Origin of the sequence: Rhodococcus opacus (assembly GCF_012396235.1) — a bacterium.
GTDB classification, from domain to species: domain Bacteria; phylum Actinomycetota; class Actinomycetes; order Mycobacteriales; family Mycobacteriaceae; genus Rhodococcus_F; species Rhodococcus_F opacus.
Genome location: NZ_JAAXPA010000022.1, coordinates 31987 through 51916, shown reverse-complemented (window position 1 = coordinate 51916; position 19930 = coordinate 31987). Strand labels below are relative to the sequence as shown.

Genomic DNA, 19930 nt, shown 5'->3' with positions numbered 1-19930 from the left:
CTTGTTCGTCCTTCTTCCCACACCGGCGGTGGGCAGGGCACCCACCGGCCACCCAAGAAATTCATAGTGACCTGCGAACCTGGGAATTTACCGAACCTTACCCGGGAGTACGCTTCACGTTCCTATCGGACGTACGGTTCAAACCGTTTCAGGGCGTCCCAGAATGTGGACAGACCACGTCTTTGCCCATGGGTGTCACGTTTCGAAGCACCTAACCCAGCGCTGCCCCACCACTTCCGCGGAAGGAATGGGGCAGCGGTTGGTACCTGGTGTTATCTGGCCGCCACACCCTTGATCCTGGCAATACGGTTGCGCAGCCCCCACTGCGTGACCTTGAGCAGCGCCTCGCGAACGATCCCGCCGCTCATCTTGGATTCGCCGATCTCTCGTTCCGTGAACGTGATGGGAACTTCGCGGACGTCGAAGCCCTCCTGAATGGCCCGCCACGCCAGGTCCACCTGGAAGCAGTAGCCATGCGACTCCACCGCAGCGAGGTCGAGCTTCTCGAGCACCTCACGGCGGTACGCCCGGTATCCGCCGGTGATGTCTTTGATCTTCACGCCCAGGGCGAGCCGCGAGTAGATGTTCCCGCCGCGCGAGAGCCACTCGCGGTGCTTCGGCCAGTTGACCACCGTGCCGCCCGGCACGTACCTCGAACCGAGCACGAGGTCGGCGCCGGCGTCCACCTGGTCGAGGAGGCGATGCAACTGCTCGGGCGCGTGGCTGCCGTCCGCGTCCATTTCGACGAGGACGGTGTAGTCCCGGTCCAGGCCCCAGTGGAATCCGGCGATGTAGGCGGCTCCGAGACCGTTCTTCTCGGTGCGGTGCATCACGTGGATGCGGCCGGCGTCGTCGTTCGACGCGAGGGCGTCCGCGATGTCTCCGGTGCCGTCGGGGCTGCCGTCGTCGACAACCAGAACATGCGTCCGCGGCAGCGCCGCATGCAGGCGGCCCACGATCAGGCCGAGATTCTCCCGCTCGTTATACGTCGGAATGATCACCAGAGTCCGTGCGCTCGGTGCCCCGCTCTGCCCGGAATCGGTCTCCGATGCCATGAGGATCCTCCCTGCCGGCAACTGCCGGCGCCTTCTCGGTACTGCGTTGAATCAGTGGGCGAACTGTGCGTCGTCGTTGCACCACGGCGAACGCGACGGCAGCGACGGCGCCGACACAGAGGAGAACCTCCGGAATCGGGCCGAGCCGACTTGCCAGCGTAGTACCGGTGCGGAGCGGCACCTGCGACACCAGGGCCGCGGGTACGAAAAGTGGGGTTTCCGCCGCCGTGGACCCGTCGGGGCCGATGATCGCGCTCACACCGCTGGTCGCGGCGACGACGACGGCGCGACCGTGCTCTACGGCCCGCACCTGTGACATGGCGAGCTGCTGGTAGGTCATCTCGGTGTCGCCGAACGTGGCGTTGTTGGTGGGGACGGCGAGCAGTTCGGCGCCGCTGCGCACCGACTGCTCGAACGCCCGGTCGAACGCCACCTCGTAGCAGGTCGCGACCCCGACGGCGATTCCGTCCGCGTGGACGACCCCGTCCCCGTCCCCGGGAACGAAGTTGCCCGCCCGGTCGGCATACGAGGAGAAGTGCCGGAAGAACCCGCGGTACGGCAGGTACTCGCCGAACGGCTGGATGATCTTCTTGTCGTGCTGCTCCTGCGGTCCCGCATCGCCGTCCCACATGATCACCGAGTTGGTGGTGGTGCGGTCGGAATTCACGAGCACCGCACCCACCAGAATCGGCGCACCGATCGCCTCGGACGCCCGGGAGATGTCGGCGGCGGCGTCGGCGTTGCGCAGGGGATCGATGTCGGACGCGTTCTCCGGCCAGACGACGAGGTCGGGTTGCGGCGCCGCGCCCGACGCGACGTCGTCTGCGAGTTCGAGGGTGCGGTTCACGTGATTGTCGAGGACCCGCTTGCGTTGGTCGTTGAAGTCGAGTCCTAGTTTGGGGACGCTGCCCTGGATCGCGGCGACGGTGATCGTCCGGTCTCCCGAGTCCATGCCCGGCAGCGTCGGCCCCAGCGCGAGCGACACGACCGTCGCGGCGAGTGCGGCGACCAGACCGCCTGCGAGCGGCCGCGTCCAGTTCGTGGCGCCGCTCACCCGGGCCCGCACCGTCACGGCGACGGATGCCAGTCCGGCGCCGGTCAGCGCGACGGCGAAGCTGAGCAACGGGGCACCGCCAATGCTCGCGAGCGGTAGGAACCAGCCCTCCGACTGGCCGAACGCCAACCGCCCCCAGGGGAAGCCACCGAACGGCACGCTGGCGCGCAGCCACTCCGTGAGCGACCAGCACGCCGCGATCCACAGCGGGGCCCAGCGCAGCCGGGAGACGAGCACGGCGAGCACCCCGAACAATCCGATGTACAGCGACTCGACCGCGGCGAGGGCAAGCCATGGGAGGGCGCCGACGAACACCCCGATCCACGGGAGCAGCGGCACGAGGAAGCCGAGTCCCGCGAGGTAGCCGTAGCCGAAGCCCGCGCGCAATCTCGGTGCCGCACCCCCCGCACCGGTGAGGATCAGCGTCAGCAAGGCGATGCCGATGGGTGCGAGGAACCAGAGGGGGCGGGGCGGAAAGCCGGAGAACACGAGGAATCCCGCGGCCACCGACAGGACGGAACGTACCAGCACGCCGCGCTTTCCGGTGGTCCAGCGAGACGTGGTGCTACCGCTCATGGACGACGCTCCCCCGGTGCACCGAACGCAGCAGCACGGGTGTGGGCGCGTCGTCCTCGAGCCGCGGCAGGGCCGGGACCCGGGACCGGGGATCGGTCGACCACCGCTGCACGGAGTCCTTGGGGGCGCTGACCACGAGTTCACCGGCATCCCACACGGCGTACGACGCGGGCGCTCCGGGGTCGAGCGTCCCGGCAAGACCGTCCCGGACCCCGCCGGCCCGCCACGCGCCGCGCGTGGCAGCCGAGAACGCCGCGCGGGGGGAGATCCCGCTGCCGGGCGTGCGGTGGTGGACGGCCGCGCGCAGCATCGCCCACGGGTCGACCGGGGTGACGGGTGCGTCGGAGCTCAGTGCCAGCGACACCCCGGCGGAGGCGGCGGCGGCGAACGGGTTGAGGGTGAGGGCACGCTCGGTTCCGAGGCGCTGCGCGTACAGGCCGTCGGTCCCACCCCACAGGGCGTCGAACGCGGGCTGGACGCTGGCGATCACACCCCACTGCGCGAGCCGCGCCGCGTCGTCACCGGTCAACATCTCGGCGTGTTCGAGTCGGTGCCCGGCCTTCGCGACCGCGGGACCGCCCAGTTCGTCGGCGACGACGGCGAACGCGTCGACCGCGGCCCGGACGGCGGCGTCGCCGATGACGTGGAATCCGGCCTGAATTCCGGCGATGGTGCAGGCGCGCACGTGTGCGGCGATCTCGTCGACTCCCAGGTAGCTCTTGCCGGTCCCGCCGGCCAGATCGGCATAGGGTTCGCTGAGCCACGCCGTGTGGGAGCCGAGGGATCCGTCGATGAACAGGTCGCCGCCCAGCGCGTGGGCGCCGGTGGTGTTCAACAGCTTTCTGGCCTCGTCGGCGTCGGCGACCGCCTCACCCCAGTAGCCGCGGACCTCGACACCGTGCGGGGTGGCGAGGAGTTCACGGAAATCGTCGAGTCCGGCGATGTCGGGGCCCCCGCACTCGTGCACTGCGACGATGCCGCGGGAGGCGATGGCGTCGAGGGCGGCGATGCGGGCGGCGGAACGCTGCTCGGCCGTCAGCAGCGAGCGCGCGACGGTGCGGGCGGCGTGGTGCGCCTCGAATGTCAGCGGCCCCTCCGGCGAGAAGCCGGCGGTGTCGCTCAGATCCGGGACCGACCGGCGCAGGGCCGTCGAGCAGACTGCCGAATGGACGTCGATCCGGGACAGATACACCGTGCGTCCGGGCGCGGCCTCGTCGAGTTGCGCCGTGGTGGGACCGGCGCCGTCCGGCCACGCCGATTCGTCCCAGCCGTGTCCCCAGATGACTGCGTCGCCGTGGGTGCGGGCGAAGGAGGCGAGCCGGTCCAGGCATTCGCGAAGCGATCCGACACCGACCAGGTCGAGTCCGACCATGTTCAGGCCGAGCGCTGTGACGTGCACGTGGGTATCGACGAAAGCCGGGGTGACGAACGCGCCGCCGAGGTCGACCACGTCGGCACCGGGGTGCAGCGCACGGGCCGCGCGGTCGTCGCCGACCCACGACACGACGCCGTCGGTCACTGCCATCGACGTGGCGTCTGGAGCAAAGGAACTGTAGATTCGGCCGTCGACCAGCAGTTGTGTAGTCACAGGCAACCAGTCTGCCTGTTAGGGCAGAACGCGGGGATCACGGGTCGGGGTTCGGGGCTCCTCGTCGATCACTACGCCCTCGAAGACCTCGTCGACCACCTCCCCTTCGATCACTTCGCCGCCACCCCGCCGGGGTGCCCGCGCGAACGCTTCCGCCCCGGCCGCGACGGTGGCGGCACGTCTGCCTGCCAGCAGGACCACGACGGGCCGAAGTGCCCACCGGGTGGGGGGAACGAGGAAGAGCAGCCCGAGCACCGAGGTGACCAGGCCGGGGACGAACATCAGCGCGGAGCCCAACGCGACGAGTGCGCCGTCCGCGACCGCCGCACCAGGAGAGCCGTCGCCGCTCGCCGCCCGGCGCAGGCCGTCCATCACACGACGCCACTGCGACCGCATCAGCAACAGTCCGATCAGCGTTCCACCGAGCAGGAGGAGAACCGTCCACAGCACGCCGATCGCGTTACCGACCAGGACGAGAGCGGCGATCTCCACCACTACGTACAACAGGAACAGTGCGGCGTACATGACGCCCCCTTTCGGACGGCCGGGTCATCGAGGGTCTGGGTCAACCGTCTGATCGTTCAACGTTCGACGGCGCCGATTTTCTCCCGGCCGTTGATATCGAAGCGCTCACAATGCTAAACCTCAAGTTGACATTGAGAGTCTGCGCATGATGCAGTTCACTGCGATAGGGGTCTTCCGACCCCGCGCACAACGAGGAGCCGATATGACTCGTTCCACCGTCTTCCGCCGAGCCGCAATCGTTCTCGCGTCCGCAGCCGCCTTCGGCATGCTGTCTTCGGGACCGGCATCGGCAGCACCGGTCGCCGACTTCGCGAAGGGTGCCGCCGAACTGCAGGCGCTGGCCACCGAGGTCTCCCCCGCCGCGACGGCCGCCGTGGACGCTCTTCTCGGCGCCAGCGTGTTCATCCCGAAGGATGTGCTCGAGGTCGGACTCACCACACCGCAGGACTTCATGTACCCGTCCCCCACGCTCGGGTGCGGCGTCGCCGACAAGCCCGCGACGGTCACGCTGGCGAGCGCTCAGGGCGGACCGAACCTGTTCCCCCAGATCACCGCGAACCAACTCCGATTCCAGGCCATCCCCGCCTACGTGGCGATCCCGCAGTCGTCCGACCTCAGCGTCGCCTGGATCAACCTCACGACGTTCCAGGGCGGGATCGTCAAGCTCGACGACAAGCTTCCGATCATCAATACCCCGCTGCTGTCGAAGATCGTCGACACCGGCAAGGGAACCGTCCTCGCGACGATGTTCGGGACGGTCGGCTACGCCGACTCCGTCACGTGCACCGTGGTCCCGACCGTCGGCACCTTCACCGTCTAGCGGCAGTACGCTTCCCCACCCGCCGGCCTACGAGCCGGGTCGCACCAGGCCCGTCTCGTAGGCCAGCACCACTGCCTGGACCCGGTCGCGGACGTTCAACTTGGTCAGAATCCGGCCCACGTGCGATTTGATGGTCGACTCCGAGAGGAAGAGCTGACCGGCGATCTCCGTGTTCGACAAGCCGGTGGCGACCAGCTGCAGCACTTCCCGTTCACGCTCGGTCAGCACGTCGAGGACCTCCGGGTCACGAAGCGGACCGGGACCGTCGTCGAGGAACCTCGCCAGCAACCGGCGGGTCACCTTCGGCGACACCACTGCGTCCCCCGCGGCCACACTGCGGATCGCCGACACCAGGTCTTCCGACGGGGTGTCCTTGAGCAGGAAGCCGCTGGCCCCGGCCCGCAACGCACCCATGGCGTGCTCGTCGAGGTCGAAGGTGGTCATCACCAGCACGCGACTCGCGACCCCCGACTCCAGGATCTGGGCGGTCGCGCTGACCCCGTCCACCACCGGCATACGGACGTCCATCAACACCACATCGGGTTCGAGTTTGCGGACCGCGGCGACGGCCGCCGCTCCGTCGCTCGCCTCACCGACGACAGTGATGTCGTCCTGAGCGTCGAGCACCATGTTGAGGCCCATCCGCATCAGTTCCTGGTCGTCGACGAGTAGCACGGTGATCGGCACAGCGCCAACCTAACACCGCAGTCCCGGTGGGCGCCCGACCCGCACACCGGCCCGCGGGACACGGCGGTCACGAGTAGATAACCAAACCAAGACCGGCAGAAGCGCTGGCATACGCTCGAAGTCTGCCTATGATCGAATCGGCGGCCAGTCGGAGTGCCCACAGATCGGGGTGTCCAGATGCGAATCGCGGATGTGTTGCGGAACAAGGGTCCGGCCGTGGTGACGGTCGATCCGGAGATGCCGGTCAGCACACTGATCGGCGAACTCGCCAGGCACAATGTGGGCGCCCTGGTGGTAACGGAGAACGACGCCGTCGTCGGGATCGTCACCGAACGCGACGTCGTGCGCCGCATCCACGAGCGCGGCCCCGACATCCTGAATGCCCGGGTCGTGGACATCATGACGACATCGGTGTTCACCTGTCTCCCGACCGACACCGTGGACAGTCTCGCCGAAACCATGACCGAACGCCGGATCCGGCACCTGCCGGTGATCGTGGACGGGCAGCTGGTCGGCATCGTCAGCATCGGCGACGTGGTGAAGAGCCGGATCGGCGAGCTGCAGACCGAACGCGACCAGCTCGAGTCGTACATCGACCACGGCTGAGCGAGAACCTGATGGCCCTGTTCGTCGTGGAATACACGTACAGCCCCGAGACGTCGTCCCTGCGCGACGATCACCGGACGCAGCATCGTGGGTGGCTCACCGAACTCGTCCGCCGCAAGGTCATGCGTTCGACCGGCCCCCTCGCCGACGGCCACGGTGCGCTGTTCATCGTCGAGGCCGAGGACGAGGACGCCGTCGCGCGCCTGTTCGCGCAGGATCCGTTCGTACAGGAAAATCTGGTCGAGAAGGTGCAGATCCGCGAATGGACGCCCGCGATGGGCGAATTCAGCGAGTAGGACGCACGTCACACCCAGCCGAACAGGGCTCGGCTCCGAATCCCTCTAGCGGATCGTTCTGCGCACGCCGCGACGATCGGCTGTACGAGTCGTCGTCGGGGCGAAGAACTGAAGGAAGTACGCATGTCCGGGTTCCCCCTCGCACCGACCGACAGTCTCGGCCACGACGCGTTCACCTCGCTGGTGGTCTCTCTGCCGCGCCCCGTCTGCGTGTACGACGACCGACGGCGACTGGTGTTGACGAACCCGGCCGTGGCCGACCTCGTCGGCTACCGATTGGACGAGTTCGATCGTGTGGACCTCGCCGGTTTGATGCACCCGTCGGACGCGCCGCGGTGGTTCGGCCTCGTCGGGGGTGTCCTCGATACCGGCGCCGCCCAAGCGGGCTATGCCCGCGTCCGGCACAGGAACGGGAACTGGCTGTGGGCGCACGGGGTCGCCTCCATGTTCACCTCCGCGGACGCCCGCTTCGTCGTGCTCGTGTGGCAGGACAGGACCGACGAGATCTGGGACAACCCCCGCTTGCTCGACACGGCGGAAGTCGCTTCGCTCGACATCGTCCGTTCGCGGGCAGTCATCGAACAGGCCAAGGGTGCGCTGATGCTCGTCTACTCCATCTCCGCCGACGCCGCCTTCGACCTCCTGACGTGGCGGTCACAGCAGACGAACACGAAGATCCGCGTCATCGCGGAGCAACTCGTTCTCGCATTCGGCGACGAAATCCACACGCCCACTTCGTTTCGCGACCGTTTCGACGCTCTGCTGCTCACCGCTCACGAGCGGCACCGCCGATAGGAAAGCCCGGGGCGGTCCCGCGACCTGGGGGCTCAACCCGCGGAACCTGGGCCGGCGGTGCCACCGGTGACGCTTCCGGCCCTGGGGCGTCGATTTCCCGTCTTCTCGAATGACTAAACAGTCGACAGGCACCTGCGAGTTCGCGCGGGAGGACATTTCCGGGAACCGGTGACCGTGTCGCCGCCGAGTTCGGTGGCTGCGAGCAGCGGTCCCGGCTCCACTCTCTAGGATGTCGCGGTGTCCACAGGATTGCTGAACGAACCGCTCGAGCGGTCTGCCCCGCCACCGGTACCGAGCCCGTTTCGGGCGCCGGCGATCCTCGCCGCGTCCGGCGCGGTGGTGGCGGCCGTGTTGTTCTGGATCGTCTCCGGCAGCCTGACGGACGACGCCTACATCAGTCTGTCGGCCGCCAGGAACCTCGCCGTCCACGGGGAGTGGGCGATCGTAAACGGACTGACCGCGAACACGTCGACGTCCCCGCTCAACGTGCTCGTGCTCGGGGCATTGACGTTCCTGACCCGATTGTGGGGCCCGGGCGATCCCCTGTTCGCGCTCGGAATGCTCAACGTCGCGGTCACCGCCCTGTTGGGCTGGGTGCTGGCGCGCACGTGCCGGAGCCTCGGCCTCGGGACCGTCTGGGCGGTGCTCGCCGGTGCGCTGGTGGTGTTCAACCCGTTCGTGTTGTCCGCGGTCGGACTCGAGGTGCTGCTGATCCCGGCGGCCGTCGCGGTGATGGTGTGGTTCGCGCTCGAAGGCAGGGCCGCCTGGTTCGGCGCGGCCGCGGGCATGGCGTCGCTGGTACGTCTGGACCTGCTCGTCTTCGTCGTGGTCATCGCCGCCCTGTCACCGGCGATTCGCACGCAACTGCGCCGCGCTCTCGCCGGCTTCGCCGCGATCGCCGGGCCGTGGTACCTGTTCAGCTGGATCGTCCTCGGTTCGGCTCTGCCCGACACCTTCCTGATCAAGCAGGGCCAGGCCTCCGATGTGGGCGGCTACAACTACCTCACCGGCCCGATCATGTACTTCGAGTCCAACCCGTGGCGGACTGTGGCGGCATTCGGTCCCGCGGCCCTCGCACTCGTTCTGATTCTCGTCGCGCTCGCCTCGTACGCCAGGCCGGGGAAGCGACCGGTGCCTGTGCCGCTGCTCGCGCTCGGACTGTCCGGTGCTCTCTACTACGCCGCCTACGTCCTGCTCGACACCGTGCCGTACCACTGGTATTACGTGGCGCCCGCGACCACGCTGGCGATGTTCGCCGTCCTCGCCGCCGGCATCCACTGGAGCGCCGCGCGCAACGCCACGGACCGCGCTGTCGCCGGCACACTGGCCGGCCTGCTCGCCGTGCTGGGCGCCGGCGCCGTGTACTACGACGTCGAGAGCGGTCTCCCGTGGGACGCACCCCCCATCTTCGGTAACTGGGCGAGTGCGCAGGACTACGAGCGGGTCGGCCGGGCGGTCGGGACCCTCGTCGGGGAGGCACCGGTGCGATCCCCCGGTGAGATCGGGACCCTCGCGTACTTCTGTGAATGCGTCATCGTCGACGAATTCTCCGACCGCGGATTGGTGGTCGAGGACCGGTTGGTGCCCCGTCTCGCGGAGGCCACCGAACCGACGCGCACATTGCTGCGCGCGAACTACGCCTTCTTCGACTACCGGCTCGCACCCGTGAACCCCGCATTCGATCTCCGCTACCAGGAAGGCCGTGGTCCCGGCGGCCCGATGTCCTGGGACGTGTTCTCCGCCGCCCGCGGAGCCGGCCACTTCATCCTGGTGCCGCTCGCCGGCGGCTGACGTCGTCGCCCAGTCTGCCCTCGAAGACGGGGACCGTGCCTACCTGGTCTCGCTTCTGCCACCCGCGTTGGCGATGACGCGCCCGGATTTCGTCGCAGGCTGGGTGTGGAACATCCGTGGGAACCCACGGGTCCGGCTGCGGATGCCGGCGGGTTGGTGCGATGGACTCGCGCGAGAGATCACCGATCGTGCGGAGCTCGACGATGCCCGGGACGCTATCTGCGAGACGGTCAATGTGTTCGACTATGGCGAATGCGCCGTGCATCTACGCGGGTTGCCTACGCGCGCGAAGATCAAGGATCTGCACCGGTACTGGTTCGACACAGGTCGGCCACTCGTCATCGAGCTCCGGGATGCTCCCAGGTAATCCGGCGACTCCCCCGGCCCGTTCGGCCACGATTCGAGCCGAGCGCTTGTCACGACGTCGCGGATTCTCGCTTCGCGTCGAGTCGGTGAAGCAGGGTGCGAGCGCCGTCGAGGAGCAGTTCGAGTGCGTCGGGATAGGCGCTGCGGTCGGAGAGGTCGACGAGAAGACCCGCGGTCGCAGCGATGTGCGGATGCGTCTCGGCAGGCAGCTGCGCGTAGGCGGATCGCCACAGTTGCCGATCGGACTCGCGGACGTCCTCGGGTAGAGCGAGTTCGGCTCCGTCGAGGGCTGCGAAGGCCAGCATCTGGTCCACGAACGCGCGGTAGAGGCGCACTGCTGCGCCGTCGGGGAATCCCGCCTCGCGCAGTATTCCGAGGATCGTGTCGACGGCTGCTTTCTCCGAGGTACGACCGCTGACGCGGCTGGCCGACAGGACTGCCGCCTGGGGATGGTCCAGATACGCTGCATGCGAACGTATTCCGAGAGAGTGGAGGTCCCGCCACCAGTCCCCGGTGGGTTCCCACCCGTGGAACGACCGACCGATCAGCTCGTCGGCGATCGCTAACGTCAGGTCGTCGATGCCGCGGAAGTACCGGTACAGGGTGCTGGGGTCGGCCCCGAGCGCAGCCCCGAGGCGCCGGACGGACAGACCGGCACTGCCGTGGTGGCGGAGCAACCGCAGCGCCGTCTCCATGATCAGCTGCTCCGAGAGAACTGCACCCTGCTTCGTCGGCCTGCGCCTCTTCCTGGCCGAGTCCGAGACCACCTGCTTCGCCATCCCGGCTCCCTTCCGTCCACGGAAGCTTATGCCAACACCGTTGACGCTGCAATCGGCGACAGTGTTGCATGTCACAGGGAGCGAAGCCCCAGGCCGCGGACACGAGAATGCGGATCGGTGCGTGGCCTCTCATCCCTCCCATCCCTCCATCGAAAGCGACGCACACATGGCAGCAGTGAACAACGGCGCGGTCGACGCGCCGAGGGCGACCGCCCTCCGCAAATCCCTCGGCGTCATCGACGGAATTGCGATCGCCGCCTCGAGTACCGCGGCGACGACGAGCATCGGTGTCGGCTTGGGAGTCATCGCCGCCGTGGTCGGTCTCCAGATGCCGGTGGTGTTGGTACTGGCCTTCGTCCCGATTCTGGGAATTGCCAGCGGATACGCCCGGCTCAACAGGGTCGAACCCAATTGCGGCAACAGCTATGTCTGGGTAGGCCGCAGCCTCAGTCCGTGGCTGGGCATCCTCACCGGTTGGATGGCCATCGTCGCCGTTGTCGTGTTCATGGCCTACACCACCGCGATCGCCGGGTCCGCGATCCTGCAACTCGCCGGCATGGCCGGCCTGCACAGCATCGGCGGGCTCACCCTCGATCCCGACTCCACGCTCCAGTCCACGATGCTGGGGCTGACGATCCTGGGGGCGGTGACCTTCACCGCCGTCCGCGGCGTCGCGGTCGCGGCCCGGCTGCAGAAGTATCTCCTCGTCTTCGAGTACGTCGTGTTGATCGGCTTCTGCACGTACGGGTTGTTCGCCGGGAGCCAGCCGTTCTCCCTCTCCTGGTTCGATCCCTTTGCGATTCCCTCGTTCGCCGTGCTGGCTCAGGGCATGGTGATCGCGGTCTTCTTCTACTGGGGTTTCGAAGCGGCGTTCAGCGTGAGCGAGGAGGTGCGCGACCCGCGCGACGCGTCCCGCGCCGGGGTGATCACCGTCTTCCTGGTCCTCGGATTGTTCCTGCTCGGTGCGGTGGCGTTCCAGCGCGTCCTCACCCCCACGGAACTGGCGGACAACGGGACCGTCGGGCTCGCGTTCCTCGGCGAGGCACTCGCCCGGCAGCCATTGGCGGCTCTCCCCGTGGTCGCGTTGATGTTCTCCGTCGTCGCGTCGCTCCAGGCCACCGTGATACCCAGCGCGCGTGGACTGTTCGCAATGGGCCGGGACCGCACTCTCGGCCCGGTGTGGACCCGCATCCATTCCCGTTACGGAACCCCGGCGGCCGGCACCGTGCTGCTCGGCGCCATCTCCGCCGTGGTCGCGCTGCTGGCCACGGTCATCCCCAAACTCAGCGACCTTCTCGGTGCGGGCATCAGTTCGATCGGCCTGGTGGTCGCCGTCTGGTACGGCCTGACGGCACTCGCCGCCGCTGTCCGGTTCCGCGGCCTCCTGCGCGAGCATCCGTGGGAGGGGCTGCGCGCGGTGGTGTTTCCCGCCCTCAGCGCCCTGGTGTTGCTGGCGCTGGGCGGCTACCTGGGCTGGATCTTCTACACCTCGGCAGATCATCTCGAATTCAGTGCGACCAACGGCTGGTTTCAGCTGCTGTTCCCGGTCCTCATCCTGATCTCGGGGCTGGTGGTGGCCGCGCACGCGAAGTGGGTCCGCCGGTCGCCCTATTTCGTCACCGGCCGCGGAACGGATGCCGGCGACGCCGACCTGCTCGGCGCGCCCACCGAAGTTCCCGTGACCACCCCCTGACCGATCAGCGCGACACAACCTGATCCGAATACCGACGACAGCACTTCCCGATAGGAGATTTCCGATGTCAGCAGGACCCGCAGATCTGGTCTTCACCGGCGGATCGATTGCCACCCTGGACCCGGCCCGCAGCCGCGCCACGACGGTCGCCGTCACCGGTGGCCGGATATCAGCCGTCGGCCACGACGAGGTCCGGGAGCTGATCGGCACCCGCACCGAGGTCGTCGACCTCACCGGCAGGCTGCTGCTGCCAGGCTTCCAGGACGCGCACATCCATCCCGTGGTGGCCGGCCTCGAGTACGCCCGCTGCAACCTGACCGGCACCAGCGACGCCGCCGCCACCCTCGCCGCCATCCGCAGCTACGCCGGCGCACACCCGGAGTTGCCGTGGATCGTCGGCGGCGGGTGGTCGATGGAGGCGTTCGACGGGGGCACACCCACCGCGCAACTCCTCGACACCGTCGTGCGGGATCGGCCGGTGTTTCTGCCCAACCGCGACCATCACGGAGCATGGGCCAACACGAGAGCTCTGGACCTCGCGGGCATCACTCGAGACACTCCCGATCCCGTCGGCGGACGTATCGAACGCGACGCCGACGGCGCGCCGACCGGCATGCTCCAGGAGTCTGCGATGGAGCTGGTCGGCTGCCACACCCCGCAGCACACCCCCGACGACCGGCTGAAGGCGCTGCTCCACGCCCAGCAGCACCTGCATTCGCTCGGCATCACCGCGTGGCAGGACGCGCTACTCGGCGACACCTCCGGGATCTCCGATGTCTCCGATGCCTACCTGACCGCGGCCGGCGACGGCTCCCTCACCGCGCGGGTTGCGGGCGCCCTGTGGTGGGATCGCGATCGGGGCGCCGAGCAGGTCCCCGACCTGCTCCGGCGACGGTCCCTTCTCCGCGTCGGGAGGATGCGGGCCGACACCGTGAAGATCATGCTCGATGGTGTCGCCGAATCCCGCACCGCGGCCATGATCTCCCCGTATCTGGATGGATGCGGCTGCGCGACAGCCCATTCCGGGACCAGCTTCGTCGACCCGGACGAGCTGCGCGGCTACGTCACCGAGCTCGACGCCCTCGGATTTCAGGTGCACTTCCACGCGCTCGGCGACCGGGCCGTGCGGGATGCGCTCGACGCGGTCGACGCCGCTCGGACGACGAACGGATTCCGCGACACCCGGCCGCACCTCGCCCACCTGCAGGTCGTGGACCCGGGCGACATCCCCCGTTTCCGCGCGCTCGGCGTCACGGCCAACATGCAACCGCTGTGGGCAGCCCACGAGCCGCAGATGGACGAACTCACCATTCCGTTCCTCGGGGACGAACGCTCCCGCCGGCAGTACCCCTTCGGTTCCCTGCTGCGCTCGGGCGCAACGCTGGCGGCCGGCAGCGACTGGCCGGTCAGCAGCGCCGACCCGATCCACGGCATCCATGTCGCGGTCAATCGCGTACTGCCGGGCCGGGACGGGCAGGGACGCCCGGTGTTCCTCCCGGAGCAGCGAATCGACCTCACGGCCGCACTCACCGCGTACACCGCCGGGTCCGCGTACGTGAACCACCTCGACGACACGGGCAGCATCGAGGTGGGCAAGCTCGCCGACCTGGTGGTCCTCGACCGGGATCCGTTCACCGGAACCGCCGACGCGATCGGCGAGACCCGGGCCGTCCTGACCTATGTGGGCGGTGATCGCGTCTACACGGCACCGGACGCCTGAGGACCAGCGGGAGGCAGCCCTGGTCGGCGGCGCGGATGCCGGTCGGCGGACCGTCGTGGCGCCGATCGGCATCCGCGGCCACACTGGAGGTGTCCCGCCGAAGTCAGGAGACAGTGATGGGCGACAACAGGCCGTTCGGGTTCGACCCCGACGATCTCGACCGCGTGATCCGTGAGGCCGGCGAGGAATTGCAGGGCGTCAAGGACCGGATCGTCAGGTTCCTGGACCAGGCAGATTCTCAGATTCCGTGGACGGGCGTGTTCGCGGACTTCGCCCGGTCGCCGCGCGGCGCGTCGAAGCCGGAAACGACGGGTGAGACCGGTGACGGTGTGTGGGCGATCTACACGCTCGACGGCGAGGGCGTCGCACGGGTCGAGCAGGTGTATGCCACCGAACTCGATGCGCTCCGCGCGCACAAGCACAACACGGATCCTCACCGGTCGGTGCGGTTCCTTCCCTATGGCGTCACCGTCAGCGTCCTCGACCAGCCGGAGGAAGCGACACCACCAGAGACGGAGTAGCCGGGGCCGCTCAGTCCTCGAGCTCGAGCGGCAACTCCGCGGTGACCCGCCAACTGCCGTCGGTCTGCCGTCCCGCCTCGAGGGTGCCGTGCAGCACGGCGACCCGCTCCCGCATCCCCAGCAGCCCGTTGCCCGATCCGAGCGAGAACTGCCCGGACGAGTTGCCGTTGTCGGTGATTTCGACGAGCACGTCCGTCTCGCGGCGCCGCACCCGCACCTTCGCGCGCGGACGTTCTCCGGCATGCCGCAGCACGTTCGTCAGCGATTCCTGGACCAGCCGGTGGACGCCGAGACTGACCGCCGGGCTGATGTCGTCCAACTCCCCCGTCAGCTCGAGTTCCACGGGCAGTCCGGCGCTGCGCATCATGTCGACCACCCGGGCGAGGCCGGCCGTGCCGTGCTGGGGCATGTCGTCGGTCGCCGGTTCGGTGCGCAGCAGCGAGACGGTGCGCCGCAGTTCCGCCAGAGCCTCCCGCCCGGTGCCGGCGATGTTGGTGAGTGCCTGCTTCGCGATGTCGGGGTTGCTCTTCAAGGCGTAGGACGCGCCGTCGGCCTGAACGATCATCACGCTCACCGCGTGCGCGACGACGTCGTGCAATTCCCGGGCGATCCGGGTCCGCTCGGCCGCCACCGCGTCCTCGGCGCGACGATCCCGGTCGTAGTCGGCGACGACGAGGCGCGCGGCGACCTCTTCGTCGTAGGCCCGGCGGGCGCCGAGGAACTCCGCCGTGATCCAGGAGAGCGCGAAGACGAGGACCGAGAACAGTCCGGCCGCCAGCAGTTCCTGTTCCAGTAACCAGATCGACAGGGCCGAATCCACGGCGAGGCCCACCGCGTACATGGCGGCGGTCCGGCGGTCGACGTAGGCGACGAGCGTGTACAGGGCGACGGCGAGCGCCAGCAGACCGGGATGCTCGGCGTCGAGGTCACCGATCGAGTAACTGACGAACGTGATCGTGATCGACACCACCAGAACGGCACCGGCCGCCGCCCGCGGATACTTGCGACGCCACGCGATAGGCAGGCACAGCAGGAAACCCATGACCAGCTGCACCCACGGCGAGCGGTCTCCCGACGCAGTGAACACGAACACCTCGAGGGCGAACAGGATCGCCGCCAACATCGAGTCCGCAACCGTCGGCTTTCCTCGCAGCCACAGACTGAACCTCCGCATGTGCACAGCGTAAGTACCTCAGGGTGGGTGTGGTTGAGTCTGCACCATGAATGTGGGCGACTGGGCGCTTCTTCTCACCGCTGCGACGGCCGCCGGGTGGGTGGATGCCGTCGTCGGCGGCGGCGGACTGATCCTCATTCCCGCACTGTTTCTCGTCGCACCGCAGCTGACGCCGCAGGCGGCGCTGGCCACCAACAAGCTCACCGCGTTCACCGGCACATCCGCCGCCGTCGTCACGTTCGCGCGCCGCATCCCCATGAACTGGCGGCTGCTGGTTCCCGCCGGCCTGCTCGCGGCGGTGGCGTCCGCGCTCGGCGCGGCAACGGTGTCACGCATCGACAAGGACGTCTTCATCCCGCTCATCATGGCGGTGCTCGTCGGCGTCGCCGTGTTCGTGACGATCCGTCCGCAGCTCGGCACCACGCTGGCGAAGGATCCGCCGACACGGCGGAAGGTAATCGCGGTCGTCCTGCTGTCCGCCGGTCTCCTCGGGTTCTACGACGGACTGTTCGGGCCGGGCACCGGCACATTCCTCATCATCAGTTTCGCCACGTTCCTGGGCACGGAATTCGTACGCAGTGCCGCGATGGCGAAGGTGATCAATCTCGGATCGAATCTCGGTGCGCTGGTGTTCTTCGCCGCCGCCGGCCACGTGCTGTGGGCGCTCGGCCTGGGCATGGCGGTCTGCAACGTGATCGGCGCGATCACCGGTTCGCGGATGGCGCTGAGCAAGGGCGCCGGATTCGTCCGGATCACCCTGCTGATCGTGGTGATCGCGATGGTGATCCGGTTGGGTTGGCAGCAATTCGGCTGAGCGACCGACTACGGTGGTCGAGGTGACGGCTCCACGACAGGTTGATCCGGAATTCCTTGCCCTCCCCCTGCGTTCGCTGGCGGACGCGGCACTCGCCGCCGCCCGTGCGGCGGGCGCGTCGCACGCCGACCTGCGGGTGCATCGGCTCACCAGTCAGTCGCTGCGGTTGCGCGACGGCGAAGTGCAGTCGGCGGTGGACACCACCGAACTCGGCTTCGCGGTGCGGGTCGTCGTCGACGGCACCTGGGGTTTCGCCTCGCATGCCGAGCTGACCCCGGCGACCGCCGCCGCGACCGCGGAACAGGCCGTCGCCGTCGCCCGGGCGTTGCGTGGACTGAACCGGGAGCACGTCGAACTCGCCGCCGAACCGGTGCACGCGGACGTCCGCTGGGTGTCCGATTACGACGTCGATCCGTTCGAAGTTCCCGCCTCGGACAAGATCTCGCTGCTCGGTGAATACTCCCGCAGGCTCCTCGCCTCCGACGGCGTCGACCACGTCACCGCCGGATGCCTGCAGGTGAAGGAGCAGACGTTTTACGCCGATCTCGCCGGCTCGTCCATCGTGCAGCAGCGGGTGCGGCTGCATCCGCAACTCGAAGCCACCACCGTCGACCAGTCGGCCGGTGTGTTCGAGACGATGCGTACCCTCGCTCCCCCCGTCGGCCGCGGATGGGAGTACGTCGCCGGCGACGGGGTGTGGAACTGGACCGACGAACTCGCCCGGATCCCGGACCTGCTGGCCGAGAAGGTGAAGGCCCCCACCGTGGTGCCCGGTCTCACCGACCTGGTGATCGACCCGACCAACCTGTGGCTGACCATCCACGAATCCATCGGGCACGCCACCGAGTACGACCGCGCCATCGGTTACGAGGCCGCGTATGCCGGCACGTCGTTCGCCACCCCCGACAAGCTCGGCACCCTGCGCTACGGGACGCCGATCATGCACGTCACCGCCGACCGCACCGAGCGGCACGGTCTCGCCACGGTCGGTTACGACGACGAAGGCGTCAAAACCCAGTCCTGGGACCTGGTCGCCGACGGGATTCTCGTCGGCTACCAACTCGACCGGGCGTTCGCGCCCCGTCTCGGGCTGGAGCGTTCCAACGGCTGCTCGTACGCCGACTCGCCCCACCACGTCCCCATCCAGCGGATGGCCAATGTGTCGTTGCAACCCGATCTCGGCGCCGATCGCAGCACCGACGACCTGATCTCCGGTGTGGAGGACGGCATCTACGTGGTCGGCGACAAATCCTGGTCGATCGACATGCAACGCTACAACTTCCAGTTCACCGGTCAGCGGTTCTACCGCATCCGCGGCGGGAAACTCGACGGACAACTCCGCGACGTCGCGTACCAGGCGACGACCACGGACTTCTGGGGTTCGATGGACGCCGTCGGCGGCCGCTCCACCTGGCAGCTCGGCGGCGCCTTCAACTGCGGCAAGGCGCAGCCCGGTCAGGTCGCGGCCGTCAGCCACGGCTGCCCGTCGGCACTCTTCCGCGGCGTCAACGTACTGAACACTCGGACGGAAGGCGGCCGATGATCGCACCGCAGCAACTCGTCGAGCAGGTCCTCGCCCGGGCCACCGTGGACGAAACCATCGTGATCGTCACCGATGCCAGCGAGGCGTCCCTGCGGTGGGCGGGCAACTCGATGACCACCAACGGAGTGTCGACGTCGCGCAGCTGGACCGTCATCTCGATCGTCCGGGTCGGCGAGGACGCGAAGGTCGGCATCGTCACGTCCGCGTCCGTCGACGCCGCCGACATCGACGGCGTGGTCCGCTCGGCCGAAATCGCCGCCCGCACAGCCACACCCGCGTCCGACGCGATGCCGTTGCTCACCGGCACCGACACCGACGAGCGGTGGGACGACTCGGCGGAGCGCACCGAGATCGGCGCGTTCGAACAACTCGCCCAGGATCTGAGCATGGGCTTCGACGGCAGCGACCAGCTCTACGGTTTCGCCCATCACCAGCTGCACACGACCTGGCTGGGCACGTCGACCGGGATCCGGCGCCGGTTCGCCCAGCCGACCGGGTCGGTCGAGATCAACGGCAAACGCGGCGACGCCAGCGCCTGGGTGGGCACCAGCACCAAGGACTTCACGGATGTGGCCAGCGTGAAGTTGCTCCAGGACCTGTCGACACGCCTCGACTGGGCCCGCAACGGGGTGGAGTTGCCCGCGGGCCGTTACGAGACAATCCTGCCGCCGTCCGCAGTCGCGGACCTCATGATCTATCTCATGTGGACCATGGAAGGCCGAGCCGCGGAGGAAGGGCACTCCGCCCTGTCTGCGCCCGGCGGCACCCGCATCGGGGAGAAGCTGAGTGCACTTCCCCTCACCCTCTATTCCGATCCGGCCGCACTCGGCGTGGAATACACACCGTTCGTCGTCACCGGGTCGTCGTCCGAATCCGTGTCCGTCTTCGACAACGGGATGGACGCGGGCCGGGTCGACTGGATCCGTGACGGCACCGTCAACGCGCTCGCGTACCCGCGGGCGGCGGCGAAGGAATTCGGCGCCGACGTGACCGTGCCCGGCGACAACCTGATCCTCGACGCCGGCGGCTCGGTATCGCTCGACCAGATGGTGGCCGAGACCGAACGGGGGCTGCTGCTGACCACCCTCTGGTACATCCGGGAGGTCGACCCCGCCACCCTGCTGCTCACGGGACTGACGCGGGACGGTGTCTACCTCGTCGAGAACGGGAAGGTCACGGGCGCCGTGAACAACTTCCGGTTCAACGAGAGCCCCCTCGACCTGCTGCGGAGGGTCACCCAGGGCGGAGCCACCGAGCGGACGCTGCCCCGGGAATGGAAGGACTGGTTCACCCGAACCGCGATGCCGCCGTTGCGTGTCCCCGACTTCCACATGTCGTCGGTCAGCAAGGCGCTCTGAGTCGCGGATCCTATGCGGACGCTCGTCTAGGTGACAGCTCGTACTGTTTCCGTTATAAATGCTGCAGACATCGCGCATATGAGATTGCTCACTCCAGAGCCGTTTCGCCGCGCATGTCATATTCAGGTCTCCAGAGAACGGGGCCGAAACTCACCGTAGCGCCGCGTGG

At 68.2% G+C, this 19930-nt stretch carries 19 protein-coding genes; 12 read left to right on the top strand and 7 right to left on the bottom strand.

Features of this window, described 5'->3' with window-relative positions:
• Nucleotides 1–272: 272 nt before the first annotated feature.
• Genes HGB39_RS25925 through HGB39_RS25910 form a run of 4 tightly spaced genes read right to left on the bottom strand, consistent with a single transcriptional unit; the run spans nt 273 to nt 4798 of the window.
• Complete coding sequence (locus tag HGB39_RS25925; protein ID WP_005575297.1) at nt 273–1055, bottom strand: polyprenol monophosphomannose synthase; 783 nt, start codon at nt 1053–1055, stop codon at nt 273–275.
• Nucleotides 982–2685, bottom strand: coding sequence for an apolipoprotein N-acyltransferase (gene lnt / locus HGB39_RS25920; protein WP_064080337.1), 1704 nt, complete (start codon nt 2683–2685; stop codon nt 982–984). Before lnt ends, HGB39_RS25925 begins: the two co-directional genes overlap by 74 nt.
• The gene (locus tag HGB39_RS25915; protein WP_064080336.1) at nt 2675–4279 is read right to left on the bottom strand and encodes an amidohydrolase; all 1605 of its coding nucleotides are present in this window, start codon (nt 4277–4279) and stop codon (nt 2675–2677) included. Before HGB39_RS25915 ends, lnt begins: the two co-directional genes overlap by 11 nt.
• Before the next feature lie 12 nt (nt 4280–4291).
• Nucleotides 4292–4798: an FxsA family protein gene (locus HGB39_RS25910; protein ID WP_005575303.1), complete on the bottom strand. Its 507-nt coding sequence runs from the start codon at nt 4796–4798 to the stop codon at nt 4292–4294.
• 202 nt (nt 4799–5000) lie between these two features.
• Between HGB39_RS25910 and HGB39_RS25905 the strand changes: the two genes are divergently transcribed.
• Nucleotides 5001–5618: a hypothetical protein gene (locus HGB39_RS25905; protein ID WP_005260678.1), complete on the top strand. Its 618-nt coding sequence runs from the start codon at nt 5001–5003 to the stop codon at nt 5616–5618.
• A 27-nt stretch (nt 5619–5645) separates the two neighbouring features.
• Here HGB39_RS25905 and HGB39_RS25900 read toward each other — a convergent pair whose 3' ends face one another.
• Nucleotides 5646–6305: a response regulator gene (locus HGB39_RS25900; RefSeq protein ID WP_005260679.1), complete on the bottom strand. Its 660-nt coding sequence runs from the start codon at nt 6303–6305 to the stop codon at nt 5646–5648.
• A gap of 177 nt (nt 6306–6482) precedes the next feature.
• Between HGB39_RS25900 and HGB39_RS25895 the strand changes: the two genes are divergently transcribed.
• The 5 genes from HGB39_RS25895 (at nt 6483) to HGB39_RS25875 (ending at nt 10160) form a co-directional block, all read left to right on the top strand.
• A complete protein-coding gene (locus tag HGB39_RS25895) occupies nt 6483–6911 on the top strand; it encodes a CBS domain-containing protein (RefSeq protein ID WP_005246355.1) in 429 nt (142 codons plus the stop codon).
• Between the two features lie 11 nt (nt 6912–6922).
• A complete protein-coding gene (locus HGB39_RS25890; protein WP_005575305.1) occupies nt 6923–7207 on the top strand; it encodes a YciI family protein in 285 nt (94 codons plus the stop codon).
• A 123-nt stretch (nt 7208–7330) separates the two neighbouring features.
• Entirely contained in the window at nt 7331–8002 is a 672-nt protein-coding gene (locus HGB39_RS25885) for a PAS and ANTAR domain-containing protein (RefSeq protein ID WP_005575307.1), read from the top strand.
• Nucleotides 8003–8239: 237 nt separating this feature from the next.
• Nucleotides 8240–9793, top strand: coding sequence for a glycosyltransferase family protein (locus HGB39_RS25880; RefSeq protein ID WP_005575309.1), 1554 nt, complete (start codon nt 8240–8242; stop codon nt 9791–9793).
• Nucleotides 9794–9866: 73 nt separating this feature from the next.
• On the top strand, nt 9867–10160 hold the full coding sequence (locus tag HGB39_RS25875; RefSeq protein ID WP_005575311.1) for a nitroreductase/quinone reductase family protein: 294 nt from the start codon (nt 9867–9869) through the stop codon (nt 10158–10160).
• Nucleotides 10161–10209: 49 nt separating this feature from the next.
• Here HGB39_RS25875 and HGB39_RS25870 read toward each other — a convergent pair whose 3' ends face one another.
• A complete protein-coding gene (locus HGB39_RS25870; protein ID WP_005575312.1) occupies nt 10210–10938 on the bottom strand; it encodes a TetR/AcrR family transcriptional regulator in 729 nt (242 codons plus the stop codon).
• Between the two features lie 166 nt (nt 10939–11104).
• Here HGB39_RS25870 and HGB39_RS25865 point away from each other — a divergent pair, with 166 nt between their 5' ends.
• The 3 genes from HGB39_RS25865 to HGB39_RS25855 all read left to right on the top strand — a co-directional run bounded on the left by HGB39_RS25865 (nt 11105) and on the right by HGB39_RS25855 (nt 14872).
• Nucleotides 11105–12631 carry an APC family permease gene (locus tag HGB39_RS25865; protein WP_005575313.1) on the top strand — a complete coding sequence of 509 codons (1527 nt, stop codon included), beginning with the start codon at nt 11105–11107 and terminating at the stop codon, nt 12629–12631.
• Nucleotides 12632–12695: 64 nt separating this feature from the next.
• Complete coding sequence (locus tag HGB39_RS25860; RefSeq protein WP_005575314.1) at nt 12696–14351, top strand: amidohydrolase; 1656 nt, start codon at nt 12696–12698, stop codon at nt 14349–14351.
• A gap of 116 nt (nt 14352–14467) precedes the next feature.
• Complete coding sequence (locus HGB39_RS25855; protein WP_037205128.1) at nt 14468–14872, top strand: Rv0313 family protein; 405 nt, start codon at nt 14468–14470, stop codon at nt 14870–14872.
• A 10-nt stretch (nt 14873–14882) separates the two neighbouring features.
• On the opposite strand, the gene HGB39_RS25850 is transcribed toward HGB39_RS25855, so the two are convergent.
• Nucleotides 14883–16046 carry a sensor histidine kinase gene (locus HGB39_RS25850; protein ID WP_037205116.1) on the bottom strand — a complete coding sequence of 388 codons (1164 nt, stop codon included), beginning with the start codon at nt 16044–16046 and terminating at the stop codon, nt 14883–14885.
• Between the two features lie 46 nt (nt 16047–16092).
• On the opposite strand from HGB39_RS25850, the gene HGB39_RS25845 reads away from it, so the two are divergent.
• Genes HGB39_RS25845 through HGB39_RS25835 form a run of 3 tightly spaced genes read left to right on the top strand, consistent with a single transcriptional unit; the run spans nt 16093 to nt 19761 of the window.
• Entirely contained in the window at nt 16093–16860 is a 768-nt protein-coding gene (locus HGB39_RS25845) for a TSUP family transporter (protein ID WP_005573638.1), read from the top strand.
• Between the two features lie 22 nt (nt 16861–16882).
• Nucleotides 16883–18403 carry a TldD/PmbA family protein gene (locus tag HGB39_RS25840; RefSeq protein ID WP_005573636.1) on the top strand — a complete coding sequence of 507 codons (1521 nt, stop codon included), beginning with the start codon at nt 16883–16885 and terminating at the stop codon, nt 18401–18403.
• Nucleotides 18400–19761, top strand: coding sequence for a metallopeptidase TldD-related protein (locus HGB39_RS25835; protein ID WP_005573634.1), 1362 nt, complete (start codon nt 18400–18402; stop codon nt 19759–19761). Before HGB39_RS25840 ends, HGB39_RS25835 begins: the two co-directional genes overlap by 4 nt.
• Nucleotides 19762–19930: the final 169 nt, after the last annotated feature.

What these genes read in the sequence shown, in the direction of transcription:
- HGB39_RS25845 (WP_005573638.1), top strand. Translation starts at nt 16,093, where the DNA reads ATGAATGTGGGCGACTGGGCGCTTCTTCTCACCGCTGCGACGGCCGCC.
- lnt (WP_064080337.1), bottom strand. Translation starts at nt 2,685, where the DNA reads ATGAGCGGTAGCACCACGTCTCGCTGGACCACCGGAAAGCGCGGCGTG.
- HGB39_RS25910 (WP_005575303.1), bottom strand. Translation starts at nt 4,798, where the DNA reads ATGTACGCCGCACTGTTCCTGTTGTACGTAGTGGTGGAGATCGCCGCT.
- HGB39_RS25875 (WP_005575311.1), top strand. Translation starts at nt 9,867, where the DNA reads ATGACGCGCCCGGATTTCGTCGCAGGCTGGGTGTGGAACATCCGTGGG.
- HGB39_RS25870 (WP_005575312.1), bottom strand. Translation starts at nt 10,938, where the DNA reads ATGGCGAAGCAGGTGGTCTCGGACTCGGCCAGGAAGAGGCGCAGGCCG.
- HGB39_RS25925 (WP_005575297.1), bottom strand. Translation starts at nt 1,055, where the DNA reads ATGGCATCGGAGACCGATTCCGGGCAGAGCGGGGCACCGAGCGCACGG.
- HGB39_RS25890 (WP_005575305.1), top strand. Translation starts at nt 6,923, where the DNA reads ATGGCCCTGTTCGTCGTGGAATACACGTACAGCCCCGAGACGTCGTCC.
- HGB39_RS25895 (WP_005246355.1), top strand. Translation starts at nt 6,483, where the DNA reads ATGCGAATCGCGGATGTGTTGCGGAACAAGGGTCCGGCCGTGGTGACG.
- HGB39_RS25850 (WP_037205116.1), bottom strand. Translation starts at nt 16,046, where the DNA reads ATGCGGAGGTTCAGTCTGTGGCTGCGAGGAAAGCCGACGGTTGCGGAC.
- HGB39_RS25860 (WP_005575314.1), top strand. Translation starts at nt 12,696, where the DNA reads ATGTCAGCAGGACCCGCAGATCTGGTCTTCACCGGCGGATCGATTGCC.
- HGB39_RS25855 (WP_037205128.1), top strand. Translation starts at nt 14,468, where the DNA reads ATGGGCGACAACAGGCCGTTCGGGTTCGACCCCGACGATCTCGACCGC.
- HGB39_RS25885 (WP_005575307.1), top strand. Translation starts at nt 7,331, where the DNA reads ATGTCCGGGTTCCCCCTCGCACCGACCGACAGTCTCGGCCACGACGCG.
- HGB39_RS25865 (WP_005575313.1), top strand. Translation starts at nt 11,105, where the DNA reads ATGGCAGCAGTGAACAACGGCGCGGTCGACGCGCCGAGGGCGACCGCC.
- HGB39_RS25835 (WP_005573634.1), top strand. Translation starts at nt 18,400, where the DNA reads ATGATCGCACCGCAGCAACTCGTCGAGCAGGTCCTCGCCCGGGCCACC.
- HGB39_RS25905 (WP_005260678.1), top strand. Translation starts at nt 5,001, where the DNA reads ATGACTCGTTCCACCGTCTTCCGCCGAGCCGCAATCGTTCTCGCGTCC.